A 26,916-nucleotide genomic window follows, 5' to 3' on the forward strand; every position below is an offset into this window, starting at 1 on the left:
GATGGCTGACTGTTTTGGAAGTATTGAGGCTGAAGACAGCATGCAAAGCTAGCCGCATGGGCATGTCTTGCCAAACTTCACCCGGCCTGCAGGCAATAGCCCGGTCATGCGAAGAATCAGGCTTCGGCAGACGGGCGGCGCGTGAAATCCATGATCCAGTTGGTTTCCCACGTTTCACCGCCATCCGGCGAAAACGCCTGCTCCCAGCGCGGCTGGTCAAGCTCGGACTTGGTCCAGACAAAGCGCACCACGACAGGCTTTGAGTCAATCACCTCATTTGCCAGAAAGGTACCAACACCCCCCTCAAAGCGGCCAACAACAGGCACATCAATCGAGCCGGGGTTACGAGAATCCAGCCACCAGATCGACCAGGTGCCCTGCTGTGGATCAAACGCCCGAATCGTCGCCGCGCGGTAAGGGCCACTTGGCAGGTACAAAAGGTTGTCATCAATATTGCCAAACCCGCCGAGGATCTTCCTGCAGGCGCTTTGCCCGGCAAAATGCTCCCACTCGGTACAACCGGTCAGCCGGCTCTTGAGGCGCTGATGACTGATATCCCATTCGCCAATGAAAAAGTCGAAGTCACTCGGGCTGCCGGACTCTGGAGGAAGAAACATGGATGAACTCCTGCTTGTGTTGGTGTGTGGCCAGGATAAGGTTGCAGCAGCAAGGCAGCGAGGCCGCAAAGCCATGCCCTCTTGATGCTGCTGAGGTATCACCGCTGGCGACGCCACTCTACGTGGCTTTATCTTTGCCGTAAATGTTGGGCATCACACCTCCTTACCTTAACCCGTAGGTACGATTAGCGTAGCGTAATCGTACAGCCCCACCTCGATATCTTGGGCTACTGCAGGCTGGCCGCAAATAAAACGACCAATGCGACGCGACAAGTCTGTCAGGACAAACCGAGCGAACATGATTGGCCGAAGGCAGCAGCCCAGCACCTATCCCCTAATACTCCCGACGCCGCACTTGCCTCGCACAGTTACCAGCGGCAGCTGCCATACAAAATCACCCTCCGCGTCAGCGAATACCAAACCCGAAACGAAGTTGGCCGCAAACCATCACGGCATGCGGCCAAGCTTTGTATTTACGCAGTAAGCGTTGGGCTTCATTTCATTCAGCCCAACCTACCGTGCTGTCCCGCTCGACTGCAGGGTTAGACATCGCATCTACCATAGCTTCCACCAAGGTTTGGGCTGCGGTGCGATCTGAGCGCGACCGCGCTTAAACCTCATTAGCGGAATCTCTTCGGCCTCAAGATTTTCTGGATCAAACATACCTTCGAGTTGGTAGCCGAAAAACTCTAGGAGAGCGGCTTCACCAAGCTCAAGAGGGTGAAATGGAAGTGGGTATCCTTCGGGCTCTTCTTCTGGATCAACTGCGGGATGCTTTCCTTCCCAGTAAGGATTTTCGAAAAGCTGTTTTGTGCCCAAATCCTCCATGACACCACTGTCTGGAGAAAGGCTAAGGGACCTAACTAGCTCACCGTTCTTCCATATCGCGTAAGCAAACCAATCAACAACGCTATGCATTGCGTGGAGGTGAATGGTGTTGCCGATGGATACATCAATTAGCGAGGTTGGGATTTTTGATGGGTGGTCGATTGCATACTCTTTGGCGGCGACAACTGCCACTCCAGGAAAGCAACCGACCAATATCTCATCGTCCGGTGGATTGGTGAAAGAAAGATCGCCGTCATCAAGCGGCTGCAAAGATTCATTCGGAAATAGCTTTTCGGCGAATGCAAGCGACGCATCTCTATCCAGCTCGGGCTTGGATGCAAGTATCTTCTTTGCATCTCCAGCTGAATAAACTGCCATCCAAGTTTTTGCTCCCATGACGGTCCTTAAGAGGCGTAGCGATGTCTAACGTTGAAAATCACCAGACGCAGGCAAGCGCAGCTTGCCGGAGGTCCGGTGGATTGTGATGTTAGCCATTATTGTTTTGCAGGCCGTAGAACAGGCCCCACATCCATACCATCGTATGAGTCAATGCGATTTTGTTCGGCGAGGCGATAGAACTCTTGATTCCGGGCGTGGAGCGTTTGAGGCGTGTGATGCTCTATTTTTTCGACATGCAGGACGTAAGTGGAGCTGTCATCTGACGGGTAAAGATTGACAAGCCGATACCCAGCCCTTTGAAGCTCTTGGCCTAGGAGGCGCAGTTTCTCTTGGCTCCGATCAAAAAAGAAATATCCCCAAAGAAGCTCACCATCAATGTTCCATTTTGTGTTTGCGCGCATGTTTCCGAACATTTCCTCAAGCGCTTGGAGCGTAATCATTCGGCTATTTCTCTTCGGTGATTGGGCAATTGCGCTCGACGCAGCCAGCGCGAGCAGGGAGAGAAGAAAGTTCCGGCGCATATTCATGATGGCTAACGTGTGCGATAACCGGCGGCTGGAGCGCGCAGCGCGTAAGTTGTTCGGTTGATTAATAGGTTAGGCTTAAGCATCGAACTCAAGACAATGCAGCCCGCAGCTTTTGGCCAAAGAGATGAGTGGTTCGGCGCGTTCCCTGGCGTTAAAGAAGGCAACGTTCGTATCGTCCCAGGAAGCCGCGAAAATACAATCATACTCTGGTAGTAATATGAATTGAGTTGGAGCCTTATGCGGATCGAAGCGACAGTGCTCAAGAAATCCATTTCTATCGAGGTACTTCTTAATCACCAGTTTCGACTTATGTGGCCAGCGCCCACGATACCTAATCGTATAAATTTCCGTTGCGTCAAACAGGGCTTCCCAGTGCGCGAGAAGCTTCTTGTCACGTGCGACCCGTTCTGGCCCATAAAAGCAATCCATCAAATGCCACTCCGACTCATCGCGAAGCCAGTGATCGAACACTGAGATAGCAAAACGTCCCATCGAATGGGATTCGCGTTCGAGCACTGCCTGCAACTCCGGAAACTGACGTTGCAACGAGGCCTGGGTTACCGTATCCGGTACGCGGAAAATCTTCATTGACAGCCTAACGTTGGAGTTAAGCGGCGCCGGAAGGCGTCCGCTTGGATGATTCGTTAGGCTCTACATCGACCGCAATATCTATGTAGCCCTCTTTGCTCCAAGACGGAGACGAATCCATGAAGTGCATATGACAATATTCATTGTCTTTCAAATGCACCGCTACGCTCTCAAAGAATTTGCAGAGCTCAAGTATTTTTTCCTTGGGACCTTGAACATAAACAGTCTTTCCCTCTTCTGCGAGGGGTCCTTCTTCATCCGCGAACGAGTCTGCTAGAAACACTTTCAAAGAGAAAATCCTTTAAGAAGCCTAACGTTGGGCGTAAGGGGCCGATTGCGCGTAAGCGCAAGCGGTCCCCTTGACGGAGGGGTTAGGCGGCTGATCGGAGCACGCGAATGAGCCGGCGTGCATGCTTTTCAACCGCCTTCCAATCCCAGAGGGACGGGTCGCCAGGCTGTGGAAGTGTTTGCGACCATGCGTTTGCCCTCGCTTGGGAGTTCACTGCAATGCGGCACTCGGTTGTGCCATTGCCGTTGGCCTTGAGTTGGACTTGAATCAACCCCCAGCCCTCGATGGTTTCTCGCCATGTGGCTCCATCGCACTTTTCGGGACGGAGCTTGATGGTAGTCGTTTGCACCTGGCCAAGCGCCTCGGGGTAGTGAACGACCAAGAGAGCCATGCCACTTCGCCGCGTCAGCTCAGATTCAAGGTATGCACGTAGATCGGTGACGGCTGCAAAGGACTTGAGATGGCTGTCGTAGGCGGAGTAAGCCTCAAAGACTACGGGTTGGCCAGACGCGAACAGCGCCTCAAGTATGAGAGGCAACTGTGACTGATCTAGGATCTTGGTGGCTTGCATAGGCCATGTGCCGCCTAACGTGTAATAGACACCTATATTAGGTGTCTATTTCTTTTGGTTGATGTGTATATCTCGGCATGATATTGCGATATCTATCGAACAGGCAAGGCGATGATGCCCGTGCCTGCTGGCAAGTACACATGCGTACGGGACTGTTTTCCCATGTACTTCAGGCTCGATCATTCTGGTGGCGGTCTGTTTCGGCGCTTGCTGTGTATATCTGCTGATGACTTTGGTTTATCACCTTGTTTGTCAGGGCTTGTGGCAATGTCGTGCCGGTAAACACACATCAGAACGGAACTGCGCAGACTTTTGTGCCTGACCTGCAGACTGGCGACGCGCTTGCGAAGCCAGGCGCGTACCGCGCATCGACTGCCAAGCTTGGCCGCAAACAAAACGCCCGATGCTGACATCGGGCGTTTTTCACTCCTGCACAATGACCTGCTAGTCAGCCATCCGCGGCAGCGGGCGCAGCGCGGCAAACAGGATCGCAACGGCCTGAAACAGCTCGGCCAGCAGGCGCGTGGGTTCGAACAGGCTGATGCCGTGCATGCCCAGCATCAGGCCGTGCATGCGCGGGATGATGCCCAGATGCAGGTCTATGCCGATGCCGGCGGCGCGATAGTCTGCGGCCAACCCTGGCCAGCAGGCGGCGAACTGCCGCCGCGCAGACTCCTCTCCCCAGACATCCAGCCAGATTACGCCCGGCAGCCAGCGCAGGCGGCCGTGCAGCAGCGTGCCGTCGGCCAGCGGCAATTGCCACAGCAGATCCAGCGGCGGGACGTCGTCTTCGGCTGCGTCTGGCGGGTCTTCGACCGACAGCTGCAGCAGCGGTCCGCCCCACAGCCACAGGGGCAGGCTTAGCGGAAACGGCGTGATGGCGGACGGCGGCTGGCGCAGCGCGGCCATGGTCTGCTCGCCGGCCAGCGCAAGCAGGCTGCCGGACAGTTGCTGCCCGGCTTCGTGATGGAATTGTGTGGCGGCTGCGGCCAACCTGCCCAGCACGGCCTCGCGATAGCTGGCGGCGAGGCTTTCTTTCGTGGGCGCACGGGCCTGAAACTGCGGCACCGGCACCGGCACCGGCACCAGCGGCTCGGCGAGCGCTGGCGCTGCGTCGGCTATCGGCATCGGCATTTGCAGCTGCCAGCGCGGCTTGCCGTCCAGCAGCAAGAGGCGAAATGGCCAGCTGCTGCCATAGGCGGGTAGTGGCAGCGCAGCTGGCCAGTGGCGCAGCAGCAGGCGCACGCCGTCGCCATCAAGGCGGATGCTGCCGTCGGGCTCGATGGCGGCGACCTGCAACTGCAATTCGCTGCCGACAGGCCAGTCACGCGCCGGCGCAGGCGTGGCAACACTACCAAGCTGGGCATGGGCCGTGGCTGATGCGCCGCCGACGCCGGCGATGCTGCGTGGCAATTCACTCATGACCTGTCCTTGCGTGATTCATAACAAAACAGCCGCCCGAGGGCGGCTGTCAGTGTAGCGTGCAGCAGAGCTGATTACTGCATCAGCGACATGGCCAGCTGGCCGATAGAGCCGGACTGCTTCAGCATCGAGCTGCCAGCCTGCATCAGCATCTGACGCGAGGTCATGGTGGCGGTTTCGTTGGCGTAGTCGGTATCCATGATGCGCGACTTGGCGATCTGGGTATTGTTGTTGACGTTGGCCAGGTTGTTGCTAATGTAGTTCAGGCGATTGGCACCGGCACCGATGGCGGAACGGGCAGTGCCCAGATTCTTCAGGGCATCATCAGCCAGGGTAATCGCACCGTTACCACCAGCCAGCGTGGAGATGTCACCAGCTTTCAAAGCAGTAACCGTACCTTGCAGTGCATCCAGCGAGGTTTTCAGATCCAGTTCCATTTTTTCTGCACCGCTGGCACCGGTCTGGAAGGTCAGCGTGGTGCTGGCGGTCAGCTTGCCACCTGCAGCCTTCATCAGTGACTCACCGCCAAAGCTGGTGTTGTCGATGATGTTGGTCAGCTCGCTGCCCAGTGCATCGAACTCGGCTTTCATGGCTGTGCGGTCATCATCAGAAGCCGTCGCAGTGGCGGACTCGGTAGCCAGATCTTTCATGCGCAGCATGATGTTGGAGATTTCACCCAGCGCGCCGTCGGCGGTCTGCAGCATGCTGATGCCGTTCTGCGCATTTTTCATCGCCACGCTCATGCCACGGCTCTGGGCTTCCAGACGGGTAGCAATCTGCAGGCCGGCAGCGTCATCTTGTGCCGAGTTGATGCGGTAGCCGGTGCCCAGACGGGTCATGGCCGTGGTCAAGGCACTCTGGCTGCTGCTCAGATTGCTTTTGGTAAACAGGGCGGCGGCATTGGTATGCAGGCTCAACATGATGAAGCTCCGATTCTTTAGTGAGTCAAAACGACGCTTGCTGCGCCATTCCTCTTTCAAGACGACAGTGCACGCCCGGGACTTAAATTCGGAATAGTGTGAAAAATCACACTTTAACCAGCCGCATCACGAGCTGCTGGCGGCAATGAAACGCAAACAGCCGCCCGAGGGCGGCTGTCTGTCAGACGGCAATGATCGCTTACTGCATCAGCGACATGGCCAGCTGGCCGATAGAGCCGGACTGCTTCAGCATTGAGCTGCCAGCCTGCATCAGCATCTGACGCGAGGTCATGGTGGCGGTTTCGTTGGCGTAGTCGGTATCCATGATGCGCGACTTGGCGATCTGGGTATTGTTGTTGACGTTGGCCAGGTTATTGCTGATGTAGTTCAGGCGGTTGGCACCGGCACCGATCGCGGAGCGCAGTTCGCTAACCTTGCTGATCTGGCCACTGATGGTGTCGATATCGGCTGCCGCACCGATAGCGGTTGGCACCACCACAGCAGTCAGCTTGCCGGAAACATCCAGGTTCATCACTTCGGCAGCCGAAGCACCAATCTGGAAATCCATCGCTCCAGCCAGCTTGCCACCGGTCAACAGGGCTTCACCACCAAACTTGGTATTGCTCATGATGTTGGTGATTTCGGCCCCCAGCGCATCAAACTCGGCCTTCATTGCCACCTTGTCATCGGCAGAAGCAGTCGCAGTCGCGGATTCGGTCGCCAGATCCTTCATGCGCAGCATGATGTTGGAGACTTCACCCAGCGCGCCGTCAGCGGTCTGCAGCATGCTGATGCCGTTCTGGGCATTTTTCATGGCCACGGTCATGCCACGGCTTTGCGCATCCAGACGGGTAGCGATTTGCAGGCCGGCCGCATCATCCTGGGCGGAGTTGATGCGATAACCGGTGCCCAGACGGGTCATCGCCGTCGTCAGGGCGCTCTGGCTAGAACTCAGATTGCTTTTGGTAAACAGGGCGGCGGCATTGGTATGCAGGCTCAGCATGATGGCTCACTCCAGAAATGGGTACGAATGACAGCGCGGTTTAGCGCCACTACCCCTACAAGACGGCCCGACTGCCGCAAAGCTTAAATCCGGCAAAATGTGAATAATCACACTCAACCACCACCATGCAACGAACACCGTTCGCATAAACAAGACAGAATGCATCTCCACCCTGCCCGTCCGGCATGCCCGGCCTTAAGGTTGGCCGCAACAAACTTGTCATAGCCCCAGCCGGGGCATCAATACCAGAACCGTACCAATTACCTTCAAAATACAAACAGATATTGTCAGACTATCCAACAATGAGGATTGCCGGCTCTTGGCCATGTGTATTGCAGCTAATGGTTATCCCTGCTTGACCTTACTCATCATGCTTACCCTTGATGATTTTTATAGAAACAAACTTGATTGTCATTAAAAATGTATCCGGTAATGGATTGAACGCCTGAAATTTGCGGTGTAAGCTGCTTTAATCATTCAATCAGAATCAACGTCATGCAACTGACGCACTTCACCGATCTTGGTCTGAGAGTGTTGATGTATCTTTCGCATCAGGATCGCGAACAATCCGTCACCATCAGTGAAATTGCCGAGCGTTTTGATGTCTCGCGCAATCACCTCGTCAAGGTCGTACATTTCATGAGCCAGCAAGGCTGGCTGAAAACCACTCGTGGCAAAGGCGGCGGTCTTGCGCTTGCCTACCCGGTGGCCCACTACCGTCTGGGCGACACCATCCAGCGTCTAGAAGGCTTGCAGGAAGTCATGGATTGCGAGCATCCGGCTTGTGTCTTGCAGTTTGACTGCCAGCTCAAGCATGTGCTGGACAACGCCCTGTCCCGTTTTCTTGAAGAACTGAACCGCCACACACTCGCTGACATCCTGCCCCCCCAAACCCGGCAGGCTATTGTCAAACTGCATCTGCAGCACACTCCGCGCACTATCGCCAGCATCTTCAGCTAAGCCCGCCTCCTGACGGTATGGGCTAGCCACGCCTACCGCACACCCAATTTGCATTTTTAAGCCCATTCAGCTACTCAAAAGCACTGCTATCAAATAGAAATTTTTCGATAATGAAAATTTATTGATAGAAATGCGCCATCAAATTTTAGTTTTGGAAAAAATAATTTCACTTAAGAACATTGCATAGCAAGTTTTGCGATATGATCGCGCCCCACGGGCCAGGGGTGCCCGTCATAAGCAGACCGAAAACGGCGCAATAGTCACAGCAACACCTGGGTGGCTTGACCACTCAATCGAATGGAGCTCCTGAATGAACCTTCTTCACGACTGGATCAATGTCGGCAACGGCCTGATCTGGAACAACATCCTGATTTATCTGCTACTCGCCGTCGGGGTGTTTTTCACCTTGCGCAGCGGCCTCGTGCAACTACGTTTGCTGCCTGCAGCCTGGCGCGAAATGCTGGGTGGTCGCAGCCATGTGAATGGCAGCAGCGACATCTCGGCCTTCCAGGCTTTTGCCACGGGTCTGGCCAGCCGCGTCGGTACCGGTAACGTTGCCGGCGTCGCCACCGCGATTGCACTGGGTGGCCCGGGTGCAGTGTTCTGGATGTGGATGACCGCCCTCTTAGGCATGGCCAGTGCCTTTGCCGAATCTACCCTCGCACAGCTGTTCAAGGTCAACCACCACGACAATACCTTCCGTGGCGGTCCGGCCTACTACATCCAGAAGGGTCTGGGTTCGCGCGGCTTCGGTATCGCCTTTGCCCTGTCGCTGATCCTGGCTTTTGGCCTGGTGTTCAATGCGGTACAAGCCAACTCCATCGTGGCTGCGACTGAAGGCGCCTGGGGCTGGAACAAGTACTATGTCGGTATCGGCCTGGTACTGCTGACTGCACCGATCATTTTCGGCGGTATTCGTCAGGTGGCACGCGTTGCCGAATGGATGGTGCCGGTCATGGCCTTCATTTATCTGGCGATGACCATCTATGTAATCGTCACGCATATTGGCCAGCTGCCTGATGTGCTGCTGCTGATCGTGCGCAGCGCCTTCGGTCTGGAACAGGCCGTCGGTGGCTTTGCCGGCTATGCCATCAGCCAGGCGATGATGATGGGCATCAAGCGCGGCCTGTTCTCCAACGAGGCCGGTATGGGCTCGGCACCGAATGCTGCCGCTGCCGCGACTACCCGTCACCCGGCGTCGCAAGGCCTGATCCAGATGCTGGGCGTATTCATCGACACCATCGTGGTGTGCTCCTGCACCGCCTTCATCATCCTGCTGTCGGGTGCCTGGGTTCCGGGCGGCGAACTGCAAGGCGTGCAGCTGACCCAGAAAGCGCTGAGCATGACACTGGGCGACTGGGGTGGCCACTTCCTGGCGATCGCGCTGTTCCTGTTCTGCTTCAGCTCCATCATCGGTAACTATGCCTACGCCGAAGGTAACGTCGAGTTCATCAAAAACAACAAGAGCGTGATGTTCGTGTTCCGTCTGCTGGTACTGGCCATGGTGATGTTTGGCGCCATCGGCAGCCTGCCGCTGGTATGGGACATGGCCGACCTGTCGATGGGCATCATGGCCGTCATCAACCTGATTGCCATCGTCCTGCTGTCGCGCTACGTATTTGTGCTGCTGAAGGATTACCAGCAACAGCGCAATCAGGGCATTAGCGAACCGGTATTCGACATCAAGCAATATCCGGAACTGCAAAGCAAGGTGCATCAGGACGTGTGGAAGTAATTCCCGCCCCTGCGGCCAACCTTGCTGCCAAATAAAAAACCCGCCTCACGGCGGGTTTTTTATTTGATGTCAGGCAATCAGATGGTTTGCGAATAACGCGCCTTGGTCTCGCGTTCGCGCAGATGTCGGTCAAACACCATGGCGATATTGCGGATCAGGAAGCGCCCTTTCGGTGCCACCATCAGGAAGTCACCATCAAAAGTCAGCAGCCCCATCTTCTGGAACTCGCGAATCTTCGGTAACTCGTCAGCAAAGTAATCGGCAAAGTTGATGGCGAAGGTTTGCTCGATCGCCTCAACCGACAGCGAGAAGCGGCACATCAGGCCCTGGATCACGCTGCGGCGCAGGATATCGTCCTGACTCAGCGTCATGCCACGCATCACCGGCAAACGACCGGCATCCAACGCGGCATAATAAGCATCGAGTTCTTTCTCGTTCTGGCTGTAGCAAGGGCCGACCTTGCCAATCGACGACACACCAAGGCCGATCATATCGCAATCGGCATGGGTGGAATAACCCTGGAAATTGCGCTGCAAACGGCCCTGCTGCAAGGCGCGGGTCAGCTCGTCATCGGGCTTGGCAAAGTGATCCATGCCGATAAAGACATAGCCGGCATCGGTCAGCTGCTGTACCGAGTTTTGCAGGATATCGAGCTTGGTCGCCGGGCTAGGCAGTTCGTCTTCATTGATACGACGCTGCGGCATGAACACGGTCGGCAGATGCGCATAGTTGTACAGTGCGATGCGATCCGGTGACATGCTGATCACCCGATTGATGGTGTTTTCCAGCGAATGCGCACTCTGGCGCGGCAGGCCGTAAATCAGGTCCACACTTACCGATTTGAAACCGGCCTCACGCGCAGCATCAATCACCACGCGTGTTTCTTCCTCGCTCTGGATGCGGTTCACCGCCTCTTGCACCGCCGGGTCGAAATCCTGGATGCCGACGCTCATGCGGTTGAAACCCAGCTGCCCCAGATGCAGCACCGTATCGCGGCCAACCTTGCGCGGGTCGATCTCGATCGAGAACTCGCCCTCGGGCAGCAAATCGAAATGCTGGCGGATGATGCCCATCACGCGCTCGAGCTGCTCGTCCGACAGGAAAGTCGGGGTACCACCACCAAAGTGCAGCTGGATGACTTTCTCGCGCCCCCCCAGTTTTTGCGCGGTCAGCGCGATTTCCTTTTCCAGATAGTCCAGATACTGGTCGGCGCGCTGCTTGTCCTTGGTGATGATCTTGTTACAGCCGCAGTAATAACAAATGGTGTTACAGAACGGCACGTGCACATACAGCGACAGCTCCCTATGGTTTGCCCCGATAGCGCGCTGTGCCAGCCAGTGTTCATAATCCTGGACACCAAACCCGCCATGAAAACGGTCGGCTGTCGGATACGAGGTATAGCGCGGCCCCGAGCCGGCCAGCGACTCGATCAACGCCCGGTCGAAATCACATTGTGTCGGCACAAATGCCAATTGCGGTGTCATCATCATTTTTTGTTTGGAAATCTGGTGGGGGACTGGTAAATTTGCGCAATTCACGCTTGTTGCGCCTTGATGCGTGTCAAGCAAGCTCACCTGCCTGTGGAAAAAGACTGTCGTATGACTGATCAAAACTCGCCCTTGCATACCCTGAAGGTCTCCTGCTCCAACTGCAGCTTGCGCGAACTGTGCCTGCCTGTTGGCCTCAACCGTGACGAACTGGCGCAGCTGGATGCCGTTATCCGCCAGAGCCGTCGTATCAAGCGTGGCGAATATCTGTTCCGCAGCGGCGAGGGCTTCCGCTCGCTGTATGCCGTGCGTACCGGCTATTTCAAGACCGCGGTATCCAGCCAGGATGGCCGCGAACAGGTAACCGGCTTCCATATGTCGGGCGAACTGATGGGCCTGGACGGCATTTCGGCCAATACCCACGGCTGTGACGCGATTGCGCTGGAAGACAGCGAAGTGTGCGAGCTGCCATTCAACCGTATGGAAACCCTCGGTCGCGAGATCCCCAGCCTGCAGCACCATTTCTTCCGCCTGATGAGCCGCGAGATCGTGCGCGACCAGTCGGTAATGCTGCTGTTGGGCAATATGAAGGCTGAAGAGCGCCTCGCCGCCTTCCTGCTGAATCTGTCGCAGCGCCTGCAAAGCCGTGGCTTTGCGGCCAACGATTTCATCCTGCGCATGAGCCGCGAGGAAATCGGCAGCTTCCTCGGCCTGAAACTGGAAACCGTCAGCCGTACGCTGTCCAAGTTCCAGCAGCAAGGCTGGATCAAGGTCGATCACAAGCATATCCAGCTGATCCAGCCCGCCGAGCTCAAGGCACTGGTTGCCGGCTGCTCGCAAGCGACTTCCTGACCCCGTCGCCAGCACATAAAAAACGCCACCCCTCGGTGGCGTTTTTTTATTGCCCGGCCAATACAAGGTTGGCCGCAAATGCTCAGACGACATCCAGCTCGTCCGCCACGCGGCTTTCGATCTGCTGCAGCTGATACAGGCGCTGGTAGATGCCGCCGTCGATAGCCATCAGCGCCTCGTGATTGCCCTGCTCGGCAATATGGCCGTGATTGAGCACCACGATGGTGTCGGCATCGCGAATCGTCGACAGGCGATGGGCAATCGCGATCATCGTCACCTTGCCGTGCAAGCGATCCAGCGCCTCTTGCACCAGCTGCTCGGTCTCGCTGTCGATGTGCGAGGTTGCCTCGTCCAGCAGCAGGATGCGCGGCTGGCCGGCCAGCGCCCGCGCAATCGCGATCAGCTGCTTCTGCCCGACCGACAGCCGGGTACCGCCCTCGCCCATATCGGTGTCGTAGCCCTGCTCCAGCGACAGGATCAGCTCGTGCACACCCGCCGCCCGTGCGGCGGTCTCGATAGCCTGTTGCGACAGACCGCGGCCCATATCGATATTGTCACGCGCGCTGGCGGCCAACAGGAAGGGATCTTGCGGCACCAGGCCAACACCGGCGCGGAAGGTGTCATCGGCAATGCTGGCCAAGAGATGGCCATCAATGCGCACCTCGCCGTGCTGCGCCTGATAAAAGCGCAGCAACAACGACATCAGCGTCGATTTGCCGCTGCCGGTGTGGCCAACGATGCCGACAAAGCTGCCGGCCGGAATCGCCAGATCAATACCGTGCAATACCGGGCGTTCGGCCGCATAGCCAAAACGGATGCCGCTGAAGCTCACCGCGCCGTGGCTGATCTCGCCCGCCCCCGCACCCTGGCTGGCACGCGACTCCTGCAGCAGTACATTAACGCGCGAGGCGGCGACCACCGCCTGCTGCAGCTGTGAGAACTGCATGGTGATCTGGATCAGCGGCTCGACCACACGGGCGATATAGCTGACAAAGGCATACAACACGCCGATCTCGATACCGCTGACCGCCTTGCTGCCGAAGGCGTAGATCACCGCCACCAGCAGCAGCACATTCAGCAAGTCCAGCGCCGGGCGCAGCAACCAGGCGTTGGCACGCAGCTCGGCCATGCGCGCGTGGTAGAGCTGGCTGCCGGTTTCGGCAAAACGGTCGCCAAAACGTTGTTCGGCCCCGGCCGCCTGCAATACCACCATACCGGCAATCGACTCGGCCACCTGGGCATTGATGTCGCTGCGCAGCTGCCGTGCACGCGCCACCGACGGCGCGCTCCAGCGCTGGTACAGCCAGACAATCACGAATACCGCCGGCAGCAGCAACAGCACCACCGAGGCCAATTGCCAGTTCAGCCAGAACATCGCCGCCAGCGCACCGCACACCACGATGACGCTATCGAGCATCACGAACAGCACCTGAACATACAGCTGCTTCACCGCCTCGGTGTCATTGGTGACGCGGCTGACCAGCTGGCCGGTAATCGCCTTGTCGAAAAAGGCCATCGGCAGCGACAGCACATGACCGTAGACCTCTTCGCGCAGACGGCGCACCGAGCGCATCGCCACGCCGGCAAGACGCAGCAATTGCAGATAACGAATCGCGGTTGCGGCCAACCCTGTCAGTAGCACACCAGCCACCAGCCAGACCATCTCGTGAATGGCGCCGTGGCGCGGCAGCAGGTAGTTGTCGATGTAATGCTTGGCCAGCAAGGGGCCGGCCGCCTCCAGCAAGGCAGCCATCAGCAGAAAGACAAAGCCCAGCCAGACATGGCGTTTTTCCGGCGCGGCCGCGTGACGCAGCAAATCCAGCGCCTGTTTGCGATCAGCACTCATCGAGACTGGCCTCCAGTTGTTGATAGCGCCACTGGTCGGCATACCAGCCATCCAGTGCCAGCAATTGATCGTGCGTGCCGCGCTCGGCAATGCGGCCGTGACGCAGCACCAGAATCTCGTCGGCATCCATCACCGCCGACAATCTATGGCTGGTCAGCACCAGCGTGCGGCCAAGCCTAGCAGCGCGCAGATGCTGCAGGATCTCGGTTTCGGTGCGGGTATCGACCGCCGACAGCGCATCATCCAGCAGCAATAGCGGTGCTTCGGCCAGCAAGGCGCGCGCAATCGCCACGCGCTGACGTTGGCCGCCAGACAGGCTCACGCCCTTCTCGCCGACCTGGGTATCGTAGCCCTGCGGCAGGCGCAGGATGTCGTCGTGAATTGCGGCCAACCTTGCTACCTGCTCGACCTCGGCACGACTGGCGGACGGCCGCGCCAGCGCGATGTTTTCGGCCACACTGGCCGAAAACAGGAAAGACTCTTGCGGCACCCAGCTGATCGCCTCGCGCAAGGCAGAAAGGCGGTAATCCTCCAGATCCACCCCGCCCCAGCGGATGTGGCCGCCCCCCGGATGCTGCTGGCGCAGCAGCAGATTCAGCAGCGTCGATTTGCCGCTGCCTGTCGGGCCGACCAGTGCCAGCACCTTGCCGGGCTGCAGCATGACATCAATAGCAGACAGCGCCGGCTGGCTCTGCCCGCCATAGCTGAAGTGCAGTGCTTGCAGCTCAAGCACGCCATTGCTGACCTTGGCGATGCTGCCGTGGTCATCAATGCTCAGCGGCGCATCCAGAATCGGTTGCAGCCGCGCCCACGCCGCCTTGCCGCGCTCCAGCAGCGACAACACCCAGCCAGTGGCAAACATCGGCCAGATCATCATGCCCAGATACATCACAAAGCTGGTCAGCTGGCCGATGGTCAGATCCTGCTGCCAGATCAGATAACCGCCCACCGCCAGTGTCAGCGTGCTGGCCGCGGTCAGTGCCGCGCCGACGGTCGGCTCGAATGCTGCCTCCCAGCGCTGGGCATCAAGACTCGCTTCGGCCGCCGCCGCAGCACGACGACCCAGCTCGGCACGATTGCGGGCTTCCAGCCCCATCGCGCGGATGGTGCGAACCCCAGCCAGCGTTTCCTGCACGTGGTCGTTCAGATCGGAAAAACGCTCCAGCGCTGCGGCCGAAGCGGTATGCACATGGCGCGAAATGCGCCAGAAGCCAAAAGCCATCAACGGAAACGGCAGCAGAGCCACCAGCGCCAGACGCCAGTCGACACCGGCAATCATCATGCCCAACACCAGCGCCATGGTCAGTGCCCCGTCAAAGCCGGCCAGCATCGCCTCGCCCGAAGTCATCTCAACCGCGTCGATATCATTGGTCGCGCGCGCCATCAGATCGCCGGTGCGCTGATGCTGAAAATAAGCCGGCCCCTGTTTCGCCAGCTTGCGATACAAACGCACGCGCAAATCGACGCCAAGATGAAAACTGGCGGCAAACAGCTGCATGCGCCAGCCCACGCGCAGGAAGTAAATCGCCACGCCCATCGCCAACAGGCTGGCCAGCTTCCACAGCAAGGCCTCGCCCGCCAGCTCGCCGGCCACCAGACCATCAATGGTGCGGCCAATCTGGCGCGGAATGCTGACCGTCAGCACCGCCACCGCCGCCAGCATCGCCGCCGCCGCCAGATAGCGTCGCCATTCTTTTCGTACAAAGCCCCGCAGGAAGTCCGACAGGCTCATGACCGCACTCACTTTCCGCCAAAATATTGCAACAAAAGTAGAACATCAAAATGAAAATGCCGCCATAAACATGACGGCATTAACAAAATGACAATTTTGCCGCAAAACGGGCTACCTCGCAGCAGCCCATTGTTTGCTGGCAAGAACGCTATGTTCCGTTCGAAGCCCAGCCCCCGCCCAAGGCGGCATACAGACCGACTACCGCATTCAGACGGGCAACGCGTGCCTCGGACTGCGCCAGCTCGAGCTGGAACACATTGCGCTCGGCATCCAGCACATCCAGATAACCGGTGTAACCGGCATCGTAGCGCAGGCGCGCCAGACGCAAGGCTTCACGCATGGCGGTCAGCTGTTGCTGCTGCGCCGCCTCGGTGTCACGGGTGGCGCTGACCGCCGACAAGGCATCCAGCGTATCGGCAAAAGCCTGCTGTACGGCTTTTTCGTAAGCCGCCAATGCCTGCTTTTGTCTGGCGTTGGCCGCATCGACACCCGCCGCGATCTGACCGTTATTGAAGATCGGTGCCAGCAGATTACCGGCAAAGCTCCAGGTTCGGGCCGGGCCGCTGAACAGATCGGCGAGTTCCAGGCTCTGGCTGCCCAGCGCCGCCGTCAGACTGATGCTGGGAAAGTAGGCCGAACGTGCCACGCCGATACGAGCGTTGGCTGCCATCAGCTGTGCCTCGGCGGCGGCAATATCCGGCCGGCGCAACAGCAAGTCGGATGGCAGGGCCGCCGGTACGGCTGGCGGCACATTCAGTGCATCCAGACTGTGACCGCGCGCTACCGGCTCCAGCAGGGCTTTCGGGCTACGCCCGGTCAGCACCGCCAGCGCATGCTCGCTCTGCTTCACCGCCTGGCGCAGACGCGGGACCGAGGCACGCGCCGCGGCGGTTTCGGCCTCGGCCTGACGCAGCTCCAGCTCGGAAGTCATGCCGCCGTTGAAGCGCTTCTGACGCAGGGTCAGGCTTTCTTCGCGGCCTTTCAGCGTGGCTTCGGCTGCGGCCAACTGCGCATCAAAACTGCGCAGCTGGAAGTAGGCACCGGCCACCTGCGCTGTCAGCGACAGGCGTGCGGCGTCAAGCTGGCGCTGCTGCGCCTGCAGATCGGCACCGGCCGCCTCGCGACCGCGTGACAGCTTGCCCCACAGATCGATTTCCCAGCTGGCGTTCAGGCCGGCGTTATAGCTCTCGCCGGTCGCACCGGCACCGCTGCTGTAACGCGAGGTACCGGCACGGGCGCCGCCCAGATTAGCATTCACCTGCGGCAACTGGCTGGCGCGGGCCGAACCCAGCGCTGCCGCGGCCTCATCAACGCGGGCCGCCGCCTGCTGCAGGTCACGGTTGTGCTGCAAGGCCTGCTGGATCAGACCATCCAGCGTGGCATCGCCAAATTGTTGCCACCAGTTGGCCGCCACGCTGACGTTGGCCGCACCTTGCGGCAAGTCGAGTGCGGGACGCTGGTAGTCGGGGCCCGTCGCGCAAGCCGTCAGGGCCGCTGCTACCAGCAGCGATAGCAGGCTTTGTTTAATTCTCACGGGTCTCTCCTTGTGCCTGTTCCTTGCGCTGTCCCAGCTGCATGATGAGCTTGAAGAACAGCGGGATGAACAGTGCAGCGATAAAGGTTGCGGCCAACATGCCGCCAATCACGCCGGTGCCGATGGCATGGCGGCTGGCAGAACCGGCCCCGCTGGAAATCGCCAGCGGTACGCAGCCCAGAATGAAGGCCAGCGAAGTCATCACGATAGGACGGAAGCGCAACTTGGCAGCTTCGATCGCCGACTCGGCCAGCGACATGCCCTCTTCCATCTTGATGACGGCAAACTCGACAATCAGGATCGCGTTCTTCGCCGCCAGGCCGATCAGCGTCACCAGGGCGACCTGGAAGTACACATCATTGGCAAGACCACGCATCCAGGTGGCCAGCAGCGCACCGAATACCGCAAACGGCACCGCGGTCAGCACGGCAAACGGCAGAGTCCAGCGTTCGTACTGTGCAGCCAGGATCAGGAACACCATCAGCAAGGCCACCACAAACACCAGCGAAGACGAACCGCCGGTGGACTTTTCCTGGAAGGCCGAGCCGGTCCACGCCAGGGTGTAGCCTTCCGGTAGCACTTCTTTCGCCAGCTGTTCCATCACCTTCAGCGACTCACCCGAGCTGTAGCCCGGTGCCGGGCCGCCAACAAACTTGGCTGCCGGGAAGGCGTTGAAGCGATCGACGATTTCCGGACCGGTCTTCTGCTCGATAGTCACAAGGCTGGTCAGCGGAATCATCTTGCCGCTGCTGCTGCGTACAAACACATTGCGCAGGTCTTCGATGCTGTCGCGCGAACTGGCTTCGGACTGCAGCTGTACGGTAAAGATACGGCCGAACTTGCTGAAGTCGTTCACATACAGCGCACCAAAGGTGCTGCTCATGGTGTCGAACACATCACCAACCGACACGCCCAGCTCCTTGGCCTTGTCGCGATCCAGCTGCACATTGAACTGCGGCACATTGGCCGAGAAGGTGGTCTGCACACCCGCCAGTTCCGGACGCTTGGCCGCTTCCATCATCAGCTTCTGAGCCTGTGCGGCCAACTCGGCGCTGGTCGCGCCATTGCGGCTTTGCAGATAGGCTTCAAAACCACCGGTAGCCGACATGCCCGAGATTGGCGGCGGGTTGAAGGCCAGCACCAGGCCTTCCGGCACCATCATGCCCTTCTGGAACACATCACCGACCACGGCCTGCGCCGACAGCTCTGGCGCCTTGCGCTCGTTCCATGGCTTCAGGGTAATGAAGGTCACACCCGTATTGCCACGGTTGGCACCCGACAGGATGTCAAAACCGGCAAAGCTCATCACGTCCTTCACCGCAGGGTTGGCCGCAATCTGCTTGTCGAAGCTTTCCATCACTGCCTGGGTACGGTTGATCGCTGCACCATCCGGCAGGATGGTGGCGGCAATGATGTAGCCCTGGTCTTCTTCCGGCGCCAGCGACGACGGAATCAGCTTGAACAGCCAGGCCGAAGCGGCCAGCAATACGGCAAACATCGCCAGTGCCAGCAGGCTGCGACGAATCAGGAAAGACACGCCACTGCTGTAACGATCGGTCAGACGGTCAAACAGGCGGTTGAAGCCATCAAAGAAACGGTTGCTGTGCTGATGTTCGGCTTTCAGCATGATGGCGCACAAGGCCGGGGTCAGCGTCAGGGCGACGATGCCGGAGATGGTCACCGAAATCGCGATGGTAATCGCAAACTGCTTGTACATCTGGCCGGCGATACCGCCGAGGAAGGCAACCGGGATGAACACCGAGCACAGCACCAGCACGATGGCAACCACCGGCCCGCTGACCTCTTTCATCGCCTGCAAGGTCGCCTCGTAAGGCGGCTTGCCCTCCTTCATCATGATGCGCTCGACGTTCTCCAGCACCACGATCGCGTCATCGACCACGATACCGATGGCCAGCACCATGCCGAACAGCGTCAGCGTGTTGATGGAATAGCCGAACAGATACATGCCGGCAAAGGTACCGACAATCGACACCGGCACGGCCAGGCCCGGAATCAGCGTCGCGCGCCAGTTTTGCAGGAACAGGTAGACCACGGCAAACACCAGCACCATGGCCTCGCCCAGCGTCTTCACGACTTCCTCGATCGACACTTCCACAAAGCGGGTCGTGTCGTAAGGAATCACGTACTCCATGCCTTCCGGGAAGCTTGCAGACAGCTCGTCCATGCGTTGCTGCACCGCCTTGGCGGTATCCAGCTGATTCGCGCCCGGAGCCAGGTTGATACCGATAGGAATGGTCGGCAGACCGTTGTAGTTACCGGTGAAGTCATAAGACAGCGCACCCAGCTCGACCCGCGCCACGTCTTTCAGACGAACCTGGGCACCATCGCTGCCACTGCGCACGATGATGTTCTCGAACTCGGCCGGCTCGCTGAAGCGGCCTTTGGTGGTGATGGTGTAGGTAAAGTCAGGCTTGCCTTCGGTTGGCGTGGCGCCGATCTTGCCGGCGGCAAACTGCGCGTTCTGCTCGCGGATGGCACGTGCCACATCACCCGGCGTCAGGCCCAGTTGCGACAGGCGATCAGGCTTCAGCCAGATCCGCATCGCGTAGTCCTGACCGGCAAAGTTGGTCACCTGACCGACGCCCGGGATACGCTTGAGCTCGTCCACCACATTCAGCAGCGCATAGTTGCTCATGAAGAGCGTGTCAAAGCGCTTGTCTGGCGAATACAGCGCCACGACCTGCAGAAAGGTAGAAGCCTGCTTGCTGACATTCACCCCCTGACGGCGCACCTCCTCCGGCAGTGAGGACAGTGCCGACTGCACGCGGTTGTTGACGTTGATGGTGGCCTGATCGGGATTGGTACCGATCTTGAAAGTCACGGTGACTGTCAGGCGGCCATTGCTGGCACTCGACGATTGCAGGTACAGCATGTCATCAACACCGTTGATGGCCTGCTCCAGTGGCGCCGCCACCGTCTCGGCGACGACTTCAGCCGAGGCACCCGGGTACATCGCCGTAACGGCGACAGATGGCGGAACGATCTGCGGATATTGCTCCACCGGCAGCGCACGCATGCCGAAGAAGCCGGCCAGCAGGATCACGATAGAGATCACGCTGGCAAAGATCGGCCGCCGTACAAAAAAGGCAGAAAACATGGATTATTCCTTCCTGCGATCAACCATGGGCCGGCGCTGAAGCAGCCTGGGCACCCGCTGCCTGCGGTGCCACCTTGGCACCCGGACGCAGCTTGATCAGGTTATCGACAATGACTTGCTCGCCGGCTTTCAGGCCGCCATCCACCACAAAACCGCTACCGGTGGTCTCGCCAACCTGGATAGGACGCGGCTGGGCGGTCTGATCCTTGCCTACCACCCAGACCATCTTGCCTTGCTGGCTCGACAGCACCGCCTGTTGTGGCACAACCAGTGCGCCAAGACGCGTCGCGCCTTTCAGCTGTACGCGCACAAACTGGCCAGGGCGCAATTCGCTCTTGGGGTTGGCAAAGCTGGCACGCGCCGCCGAGGTGCCGGTAGCCGGGTCAATCACGCGATCGGCAAAGTCGATCACGCCGTCACGGCCGTACTGGCTGCCATCCGGCAGGCGCAGCGATACGGTGTAGCGGTTGCCATCCGGCAGACGCAGCTTGCCCTCTGCGGCCAACCTTTGTGCCTTCAGCACATCGTTATCCGACAGCGAGAAGTTCACGTGTACCGGATCGAGCTGCGAAACACGGGTCAGCAAACCGCCCTCACCCGGCTGCACCAGGCTGCCTTCCGAGCGCACTTCTGCACTGGTCACCCCCGAAATCGGCGCGCTCACCCGGGTGTAACCCAGATTGATGCGTGCACTCTTCAGCGCGGCCTGTGCTGCCGCTACCGAGGCCTTGGCCGAAGCCAGTGCGGCAACGGCATCGTCACGGTCTTTCTGGCTGACAGCGTTTTCCTTGAACAGCGGAATCACGCGATCGTGATCCTGCTGGGCGCGGATCAGACGCGCCTGTTCGATCTGCAGTGCCGCTTCGGCCTGCTCTACCGCCGCCTGATAAGGTGCGGGGTCGATCTGGAACAGCACATCACCGGCGTTGACTGTCGAACCTTCGGTGTAAGTACGTTTTTGCAGGATGCCGGAGACACGTGCCCGCACCTCGACTTCACGCGAGCCGCTGATGCGGGCGGCGTATTCGGTAATCAGCGGCACGTCCTGCTGTTGCAGGGTAATGGCCTTCACCGGCATCGGCGGCATGCCGCCAGCTGCCTTGCCATCATGACCACTCTCGGGTTGGCCGCAGGCAATCAACAGACTTGCCAGTGGCAAGCCCAGTAGCAATAAACGGGTTCGCGCATTCATTCGTGATGATTCCTTGGAGATTGCAGATATTGAACGTCTCCGGCCAATTCGCCTGCCTGTCAGGCATGACAAATAATACTGGCCAAACTAACGGATTGATCCGATAATACATACATACACGAATGTATGTAAATGAAAATCTGCACAACATATCCCTTTATGGCTATGCTTCGCATGGCAATAAAACCCTGGTGATAAAATGGTCAGAAAGACGCGCGAAGAAGCCGAACAGACTCGACAACTCATTCTAGATACAGCTGAACAGGTTTTCCTGAGCAAAGGGGTAGCCACAACCTCGCTGGCCGACATTGCCAGCAGCGCAGGCCTCACGCGCGGGGCCATTTACTGGCACTTCGACAACAAGCTCGACCTGTTCCGCGCCCTGTGTGACCGCCTCGACCCCTACTTCGACCAGCTGTTGATCGAGCTGCAGGATCCGTCCTGTTGCCCGGCCACCCGGCTGTGGCGACACAGCCATGATGTCTTCCGGTTGATACGGAATAATGACAATCTCAAACGATTGTGCGGCATTCACCATCTGGCCTGTGAACAGGTTGGCGAACTCGCGCCCATCCTGCTTGAGCACATCGACTGGAAAGAAGATATGCGTGCCAATCTGGAAAGCGTGTTTGAAGAAGCCCGCCAGCAAGGCATGCTCAAGGATGGCATTGCAACCAAGCCTGCCGCGCTTGGCCTACAGTGCCTGCACAACGGCCTGGTCTACAGCTGGATGCTGCAAGTAGAAAACCCCTACATTCCGGAACACCTAGACTCGCTGTTAAGCCCTTATTTTGAAGGGGTTTTCCGCCAGGCTTACTGGAAAAATGCCGTTCCGCCGGCAGTTGAATAGCGGTATACTCCGGCTCTTTCCTTTTCGAGTCGCCCCTCTTTTCACATGAGTCACGCGATCCAGATTGAGGCTGTCAGCAAACAGTTCGGCAGCTTCAAGGCGCTAGATGCCATCAGTTTTCATGTCGAACAAGGCGAATTCTTTGCCCTGCTTGGCCCTAACGGCGCCGGCAAAACCACGCTGATTTCAGCCATGGCCGGCTTGTCGCGCCAGGATAGCGGCCAGATCCGCATCATGGGCTACGACACCCGCAACGATGCCCGTGCCGCCCGCATGAGCCTTGGCGTGGTGCCGCAAGAGCTGGTGTTCGACCCCTTCTTCACCGTGCGTGAAACGCTGACCTTCCAGTCCGGCTATTTCGGCATTCGCCGCAACGATGCCTGGGTGGACGAGCTGCTGAACCGGCTGGGGCTGGCCGACAAGGCCGATACCAATATGCGCGCTTTGTCCGGTGGCATGAAGCGCCGTGTGATGGTGGCGCAGGCGCTGGTGCATCGCCCGCCAGTCATCGTGCTGGACGAGCCGACGGCCGGCGTGGACGTGGAACTACGCCAGAGCCTGTGGGCCTTTGTGCAGGAACTCAATCGCGCCGGCCACACCATCGTGCTGACCACCCACTATCTGGAAGAAGCCGAAACGCTGTGCAGCCGCATTGCCATGATGAAAAAAGGCCGCCTGATCGCGCTGGAGCAAAAAGACAAGCTGCTGGCGCGCAGCAATACCCGCGAGGTGGCACTGAAACTATCTGCCGACCTGCCCGCCAGCCTGGCAGATTACCAGCCACGTGAACACGATGGCCGTCTGGTGCTGACCCTGCCCGATATCGCCAGTCTGGAAACCGTGCTGCGCGAGCTGAGGTTGGCCGCAGTCGACATCCGCGAACTGAGCATTCGCGAAACCGATCTGGAACAGGTCTTTGTCGAATTGATGCAAGGGGGCAAGCACTGATGTTCGGCTTTTACACCCTGCTGAAAAAAGAAATCTGGCGCTTCTGGAAGGTCGGCTTCCAGACCGTGATGGCACCAGTACTAACCGCGCTGCTGTACCAGCTGATTTTCTCGCATGTGCTGGCCAATCATGTCGAGGCCTATCCGGGCGTCAGCTATACCGCCTTCCTGATTCCGGGCCTCGCGATGATGTCGATGGCGCAGAATGCCTTTGCCAACAGCTCGTCCAGCCTGATCCAGAGCAAGATCACCGGCAATATCGTGTTCCTGCTGCTGCCGCCGCTCAGCGCGCCGGCGTTTTTCGCCGCCTATCTGCTGGCCGCCATCGTGCGAGGCCTGGTCGTCGGTGCCGGCGTCCTGCTGGCGACCTGCTGGGTCGGTCTGGGTTGGCCGCAAGAGCCGCTGTGGATGCTGGTCTTTGCCCTGCTAGGCTGCGGCGTACTCGGCTGCCTCGGCATTCTGGCCGGCATCTGGGCCGACAAGTTCGACCAGCTGGCCGCCTTCCAGAACTTCATTATCATGCCGCTGACTTTCCTGTCCGGCGTGTTTTACTCGATCAACAGCCTGCCGGGCTTCTGGCGCACGCTTTCCCACTTCAACCCGGTGTTCTACATGATCGACGGCTTCCGCTATGGCTTTTTCGGCCAGGCCGATGTCTCGCCATGGTTGTCACTGGCCGTGGTCGGCGGCTGCTTTGCCGCCCTCGCCTTGTGGGTGATGAATCTGATTGCACGTGGCTACAAGCTGCGACACTGATAACAAGGCCGGCATCACCGGCCGCAAGACCAACAGGATACCCGTATGATTTCAGCCAAATATGTCCAGGAAGCGATCCTCGCCGGCCTGCCCTGTGAACACATCGTCGTCGAAGGTGATGACGGCGCCCACTTCTCGGCCTTGATCGTCAGTGCCGAGTTTTCCGGCCGCAATCGCGTGCAGCGCCATCAACTGGTTTACCAGGCACTGGGCGATCGCATGCGCGCCGAGATTCACGCGCTGTCGATGAAGACGCTCAGCCCGGAAGAGTGGGCACAGCAAGCCTGAGCCAGCTGATCCGCTCAGACAACAGGGGTTGGCCGCATTGCGGCCAACCCCTGTTGCTTTTGCAAATGCCGCTCGCGCCAATACAAGAACAAGGGCAAAGCCAGTGACACGCCCACACCGAACAATGCCGGCAACAACAGCCACGGATAGCTCATGCCGCTGCGACGACATTCCGCATGCACAAACACCAGCAAGGCCAGCGCCGAAACCAGCACATCCAGCCAGGCAAAGGCAGCCAGCGGCTGCTGCATGACTATATGCAACAGCAAGGGCAGATCCAGCCCGTATTGCTGCAACCACGGCAGGAATGCCGCGTACGGCAACACCGTACCAAGCAGTGCCAACAACAAATACAGTCTTTTCATTTTCCCACCTCTGCCCTGCGAAAACCGTCAAAAATAAAAAAGGCTGCCAGATGGCAGCCTTTTCTTTACGACAACATCACACTCAGTGCCCGTCAAACGAGCAGACAGTGAACAGCGGCACCTTCGCGTCCCGGATGATGTCGCCACCACCCAGCTCCGGCAGCTCGATAATGGCCGCAGTTTCCACCACTTCCGCCCCCAGGCGGTTCAGCAGCTTGTAACCAGCCATCATGGTGCCACCGGTGGCCACCAGATCATCGATCAGCACGACACGATCACCCGCCTTGACGGCATCGGTGTGCATCTCGACGGTCGCATTGCCGTACTCGAGCTCGTACTCTTCTTCTACCGTGGTAAACGGCAGCTTGCCCTTCTTGCGAATCGGCACGAAGCCGACGTTAAGCTCGTAAGCGAGCACCGAGCCGATAATGAAGCCGCGTGCGTCCAGACCGGCCACCACATCGATCCTCTCGCCCATATAGCGATGAACGAAGATATCGATCAGCATGCGGAAGGTTTTCGGATTCTGCAGCAGCGGCGTGATATCACGGAACATCACGCCATCACTTGGCCAGTTCGGTACGGTTCGGATCCAGCCCTTCAGATAACGGGAGTAATCCAGATTGCTCAGGTTTTCCATCAAATACTTGCCTTAGTGGAAGAATGCCAACTTCACGATCCACAAGCCGGCGATAACCAGGACTGCCGGCTTCAGATCCGCAAAGCGGCCAGCCAGAATCTTGATCAGCGCATAGCTGATGAAGCCGAAGGCGATACCGTCGGCAATCGAGAAGGTAAACGGCATGGCCACTGCCGTCATCACAGCAGGAGCCGACTCGGTCAGGTCATCCCAATCGATCTCGGCGAGGCCACGCGTCATCAACACCGCAACATAGCACAAAGCCGGTGCCGTCGCATAAGCCGGTACGGTTTTGGCCAGCGGCGACAGCCACAGGCAGGCCAGGAACAACAGGGCCACTACCAAGGCCGTCAGGCCGGTACGACCACCAACAGCCGTACCCGCAGCCGACTCGATATAGGCAGTTGTGGACGAGGTGCCCATCGCCGCGCCAGCGGTAATCGCCACCGAGTCAGCCATCAACGCACGCTTCAGACGCGGCAGCTTGCCATCCTTGTCCAGCAGGCCAGCGCGATGCGACACGCCAACCAGTGTGCCGGTGGTATCAAACAGATCGACAAAGAAGAAAACGAATACCACGCCAAGCAGACCGGCAGTCAGCGCGCCTTCGAGATCCATCTTCATCAGCGTCGGCTCCATGCTCGGTACCGGCGCAAAAATGCCCTCAAAGCTGGACAGGCCAAACATCACCGACAAGGCGGTAACGGTCAACACACCGATAATGATGGAGCCATGCACCTTGCGGTACTCCAGCGCCACGATCAGGAAAAAGCCCAGAATCGCCAGCAGCACTTTCGGATCATGCAGATTACCCAGCGTCACCAGCGTCGCCGGATGATCCGCCACCACACCGGCGTTTTTCAGCGCAATGATGGCCAGAAACAGACCGACACCGGCAGAAATCGCAAACTTCAGTGATTTCGGAATCGCATTGACGATGGCCTCACGCACCTTGAACAGGCTCACTGCCAGGAACACGATGCCCGAGATGAACACGGCACCCAGCGCGGTTTCCCACGGTACACCCATACCCTTGACTACGGTAAAGGTGAAATAGGCATTCAGGCCCATACCCGGCGCCAGCGCGATCGGATAGTTGGCCACCAGTGCCATGATGCCGGTACCCAGCGCAGCGGCCAGGCAAGTCGCCACGAATACGGCGTTGAAATCCATGCCGGTAATCGACAGGATGGCAGGGTTGACGATGACGATATAAGCCATGGTCAGGAAGGTCGTTACCCCGGCAATCACCTCGGTACGCACATCCGTGCCATGCTCTTTCAGTTTAAAAAAGTTCTCCAGCAAGCCCATGCTGACTCCTCGAACGTTGGCGCAAACGGAAATTATGTAAAACGCGCAATTTTACCCGAAACGAACGTTTGATGCGCAGCAACATAGCCAAAGGCAAGCGTTTGCACCCGATCACAGTGGCCAAAATAATGAAATTCAG

At 58.6% G+C, this 26,916-nt stretch carries 25 protein-coding genes; 7 read left to right on the plus strand and 18 right to left on the minus strand.

All coding sequences use genetic code 11. The annotated features are described in order from the left end of the window. Positions 1-116 precede the first annotated feature (116 nt). The 9 genes from ACZ9W6_RS08160 to ACZ9W6_RS08200 form a co-directional block, all read right to left on the minus strand. Entirely contained in the window at positions 117-617 is a 501-nt protein-coding gene (locus ACZ9W6_RS08160; protein ID WP_465190603.1) for a hypothetical protein, read from the minus strand. Between the two features lie 555 nt (positions 618-1,172). Next, positions 1,173-1,841, minus strand: a complete 669-nt coding sequence (locus ACZ9W6_RS08165) for a DUF6928 family protein (RefSeq protein ID WP_465190604.1) — start codon at positions 1,839-1,841, stop codon at positions 1,173-1,175. 98 nt (positions 1,842-1,939) lie between these two features. Continuing rightward, positions 1,940-2,284 carry a ribonuclease E inhibitor RraB gene (locus tag ACZ9W6_RS08170; RefSeq protein ID WP_465190605.1) on the minus strand — a complete coding sequence of 115 codons (345 nt, stop codon included), beginning with the start codon at positions 2,282-2,284 and terminating at the stop codon, positions 1,940-1,942. A gap of 162 nt (positions 2,285-2,446) precedes the next feature. Continuing rightward, entirely contained in the window at positions 2,447-2,959 is a 513-nt protein-coding gene (locus ACZ9W6_RS08175) for a hypothetical protein (RefSeq protein WP_465190606.1), read from the minus strand. A 19-nt stretch (positions 2,960-2,978) separates the two neighbouring features. Next, positions 2,979-3,248: a hypothetical protein gene (locus ACZ9W6_RS08180; protein ID WP_465190607.1), complete on the minus strand. Its 270-nt coding sequence runs from the start codon at positions 3,246-3,248 to the stop codon at positions 2,979-2,981. 82 nt (positions 3,249-3,330) lie between these two features. Further along, on the minus strand, positions 3,331-3,819 hold the full coding sequence (locus tag ACZ9W6_RS08185; protein WP_465190608.1) for a hypothetical protein: 489 nt from the start codon (positions 3,817-3,819) through the stop codon (positions 3,331-3,333). A 444-nt stretch (positions 3,820-4,263) separates the two neighbouring features. After that, positions 4,264-5,241 (minus strand): hypothetical protein, encoded by a 978-nt coding sequence (locus tag ACZ9W6_RS08190; protein WP_465190609.1) that lies wholly within the window; start codon positions 5,239-5,241, stop codon positions 4,264-4,266. Between the two features lie 74 nt (positions 5,242-5,315). Continuing rightward, positions 5,316-6,161 (minus strand): flagellin N-terminal helical domain-containing protein, encoded by an 846-nt coding sequence (locus ACZ9W6_RS08195; RefSeq protein WP_465190610.1) that lies wholly within the window; start codon positions 6,159-6,161, stop codon positions 5,316-5,318. A gap of 199 nt (positions 6,162-6,360) precedes the next feature. Further along, positions 6,361-7,164, minus strand: a complete 804-nt coding sequence (locus ACZ9W6_RS08200) for a flagellin N-terminal helical domain-containing protein (protein ID WP_465190611.1) — start codon at positions 7,162-7,164, stop codon at positions 6,361-6,363. Positions 7,165-7,659: 495 nt separating this feature from the next. Here ACZ9W6_RS08200 and ACZ9W6_RS08205 point away from each other — a divergent pair, with 495 nt between their 5' ends. Together ACZ9W6_RS08205 and ACZ9W6_RS08210 are read left to right on the plus strand one after the other, a co-directional pair. Next, positions 7,660-8,124 carry an Rrf2 family transcriptional regulator gene (locus ACZ9W6_RS08205; RefSeq protein WP_465190612.1) on the plus strand — a complete coding sequence of 155 codons (465 nt, stop codon included), beginning with the start codon at positions 7,660-7,662 and terminating at the stop codon, positions 8,122-8,124. A gap of 310 nt (positions 8,125-8,434) precedes the next feature. After that, positions 8,435-9,859 (plus strand): alanine/glycine:cation symporter family protein, encoded by a 1,425-nt coding sequence (locus ACZ9W6_RS08210; RefSeq protein ID WP_465190613.1) that lies wholly within the window; start codon positions 8,435-8,437, stop codon positions 9,857-9,859. 77 nt (positions 9,860-9,936) lie between these two features. On the opposite strand, the gene hemN is transcribed toward ACZ9W6_RS08210, so the two are convergent. Continuing rightward, positions 9,937-11,343 (minus strand): oxygen-independent coproporphyrinogen III oxidase, encoded by a 1,407-nt coding sequence (hemN, locus tag ACZ9W6_RS08215; protein ID WP_465190614.1) that lies wholly within the window; start codon positions 11,341-11,343, stop codon positions 9,937-9,939. A 114-nt stretch (positions 11,344-11,457) separates the two neighbouring features. Here hemN and fnr point away from each other — a divergent pair, with 114 nt between their 5' ends. Then, the gene (gene fnr / locus ACZ9W6_RS08220) at positions 11,458-12,198 is read left to right on the plus strand and encodes a fumarate/nitrate reduction transcriptional regulator Fnr (protein WP_465190615.1); all 741 of its coding nucleotides are present in this window, start codon (positions 11,458-11,460) and stop codon (positions 12,196-12,198) included. An 82-nt stretch (positions 12,199-12,280) separates the two neighbouring features. On the opposite strand, the gene ACZ9W6_RS08225 is transcribed toward fnr, so the two are convergent. The 5 genes from ACZ9W6_RS08225 to ACZ9W6_RS08245 form a co-directional block, all read right to left on the minus strand. Then, complete coding sequence (locus ACZ9W6_RS08225; protein ID WP_465190616.1) at positions 12,281-14,044, minus strand: ABC transporter ATP-binding protein; 1,764 nt, start codon at positions 14,042-14,044, stop codon at positions 12,281-12,283. Then, positions 14,034-15,776, minus strand: a complete 1,743-nt coding sequence (locus ACZ9W6_RS08230; RefSeq protein ID WP_465190617.1) for an ABC transporter ATP-binding protein — start codon at positions 15,774-15,776, stop codon at positions 14,034-14,036. The genes ACZ9W6_RS08225 and ACZ9W6_RS08230 overlap by 11 nt, the downstream gene beginning before the upstream one ends. A 148-nt stretch (positions 15,777-15,924) precedes the next feature. Continuing rightward, positions 15,925-17,310, minus strand: a complete 1,386-nt coding sequence (locus ACZ9W6_RS08235; protein ID WP_465190618.1) for an efflux transporter outer membrane subunit — start codon at positions 17,308-17,310, stop codon at positions 15,925-15,927. Then, entirely contained in the window at positions 17,300-20,428 is a 3,129-nt protein-coding gene (locus tag ACZ9W6_RS08240) for an efflux RND transporter permease subunit (protein ID WP_465190619.1), read from the minus strand. Before ACZ9W6_RS08240 ends, ACZ9W6_RS08235 begins: the two co-directional genes overlap by 11 nt. A gap of 19 nt (positions 20,429-20,447) precedes the next feature. Next, positions 20,448-21,620, minus strand: coding sequence for an efflux RND transporter periplasmic adaptor subunit (locus tag ACZ9W6_RS08245; protein ID WP_465190620.1), 1,173 nt, complete (start codon positions 21,618-21,620; stop codon positions 20,448-20,450). Positions 21,621-21,819: 199 nt separating this feature from the next. Here ACZ9W6_RS08245 and ACZ9W6_RS08250 point away from each other — a divergent pair, with 199 nt between their 5' ends. The 4 genes from ACZ9W6_RS08250 to ACZ9W6_RS08265 are packed head-to-tail and all read left to right on the plus strand — an operon-like array spanning position 21,820 to position 24,461. Next, the gene (locus ACZ9W6_RS08250) at positions 21,820-22,470 is read left to right on the plus strand and encodes a TetR family transcriptional regulator (RefSeq protein WP_465190621.1); all 651 of its coding nucleotides are present in this window, start codon (positions 21,820-21,822) and stop codon (positions 22,468-22,470) included. A gap of 45 nt (positions 22,471-22,515) precedes the next feature. Continuing rightward, the gene (locus tag ACZ9W6_RS08255) at positions 22,516-23,418 is read left to right on the plus strand and encodes an ABC transporter ATP-binding protein (RefSeq protein WP_465190622.1); all 903 of its coding nucleotides are present in this window, start codon (positions 22,516-22,518) and stop codon (positions 23,416-23,418) included. Next, a complete protein-coding gene (locus ACZ9W6_RS08260; protein ID WP_465190623.1) occupies positions 23,418-24,173 on the plus strand; it encodes an ABC transporter permease in 756 nt (251 codons plus the stop codon). The genes ACZ9W6_RS08255 and ACZ9W6_RS08260 overlap by 1 nt, the downstream gene beginning before the upstream one ends. A gap of 45 nt (positions 24,174-24,218) precedes the next feature. Continuing rightward, positions 24,219-24,461 (plus strand): BolA family protein, encoded by a 243-nt coding sequence (locus ACZ9W6_RS08265; protein WP_465190624.1) that lies wholly within the window; start codon positions 24,219-24,221, stop codon positions 24,459-24,461. Between the two features lie 14 nt (positions 24,462-24,475). Here the strand turns inward: ACZ9W6_RS08265 and ACZ9W6_RS08270 are convergent, their stop codons facing one another. The 3 genes from ACZ9W6_RS08270 to ACZ9W6_RS08280 all read right to left on the minus strand — a co-directional run bounded on the left by ACZ9W6_RS08270 (position 24,476) and on the right by ACZ9W6_RS08280 (position 26,777). After that, on the minus strand, positions 24,476-24,826 hold the full coding sequence (locus ACZ9W6_RS08270; protein WP_465190625.1) for a DUF2834 domain-containing protein: 351 nt from the start codon (positions 24,824-24,826) through the stop codon (positions 24,476-24,478). A gap of 82 nt (positions 24,827-24,908) precedes the next feature. Next, positions 24,909-25,466 (minus strand): adenine phosphoribosyltransferase, encoded by a 558-nt coding sequence (locus ACZ9W6_RS08275; RefSeq protein ID WP_465190626.1) that lies wholly within the window; start codon positions 25,464-25,466, stop codon positions 24,909-24,911. A 12-nt stretch (positions 25,467-25,478) separates the two neighbouring features. Next, positions 25,479-26,777, minus strand: coding sequence for an NCS2 family permease (locus ACZ9W6_RS08280; protein ID WP_465190627.1), 1,299 nt, complete (start codon positions 26,775-26,777; stop codon positions 25,479-25,481). Positions 26,778-26,916: the final 139 nt, after the last annotated feature.

The organism is Vogesella lacus, assembly GCF_979366295.1.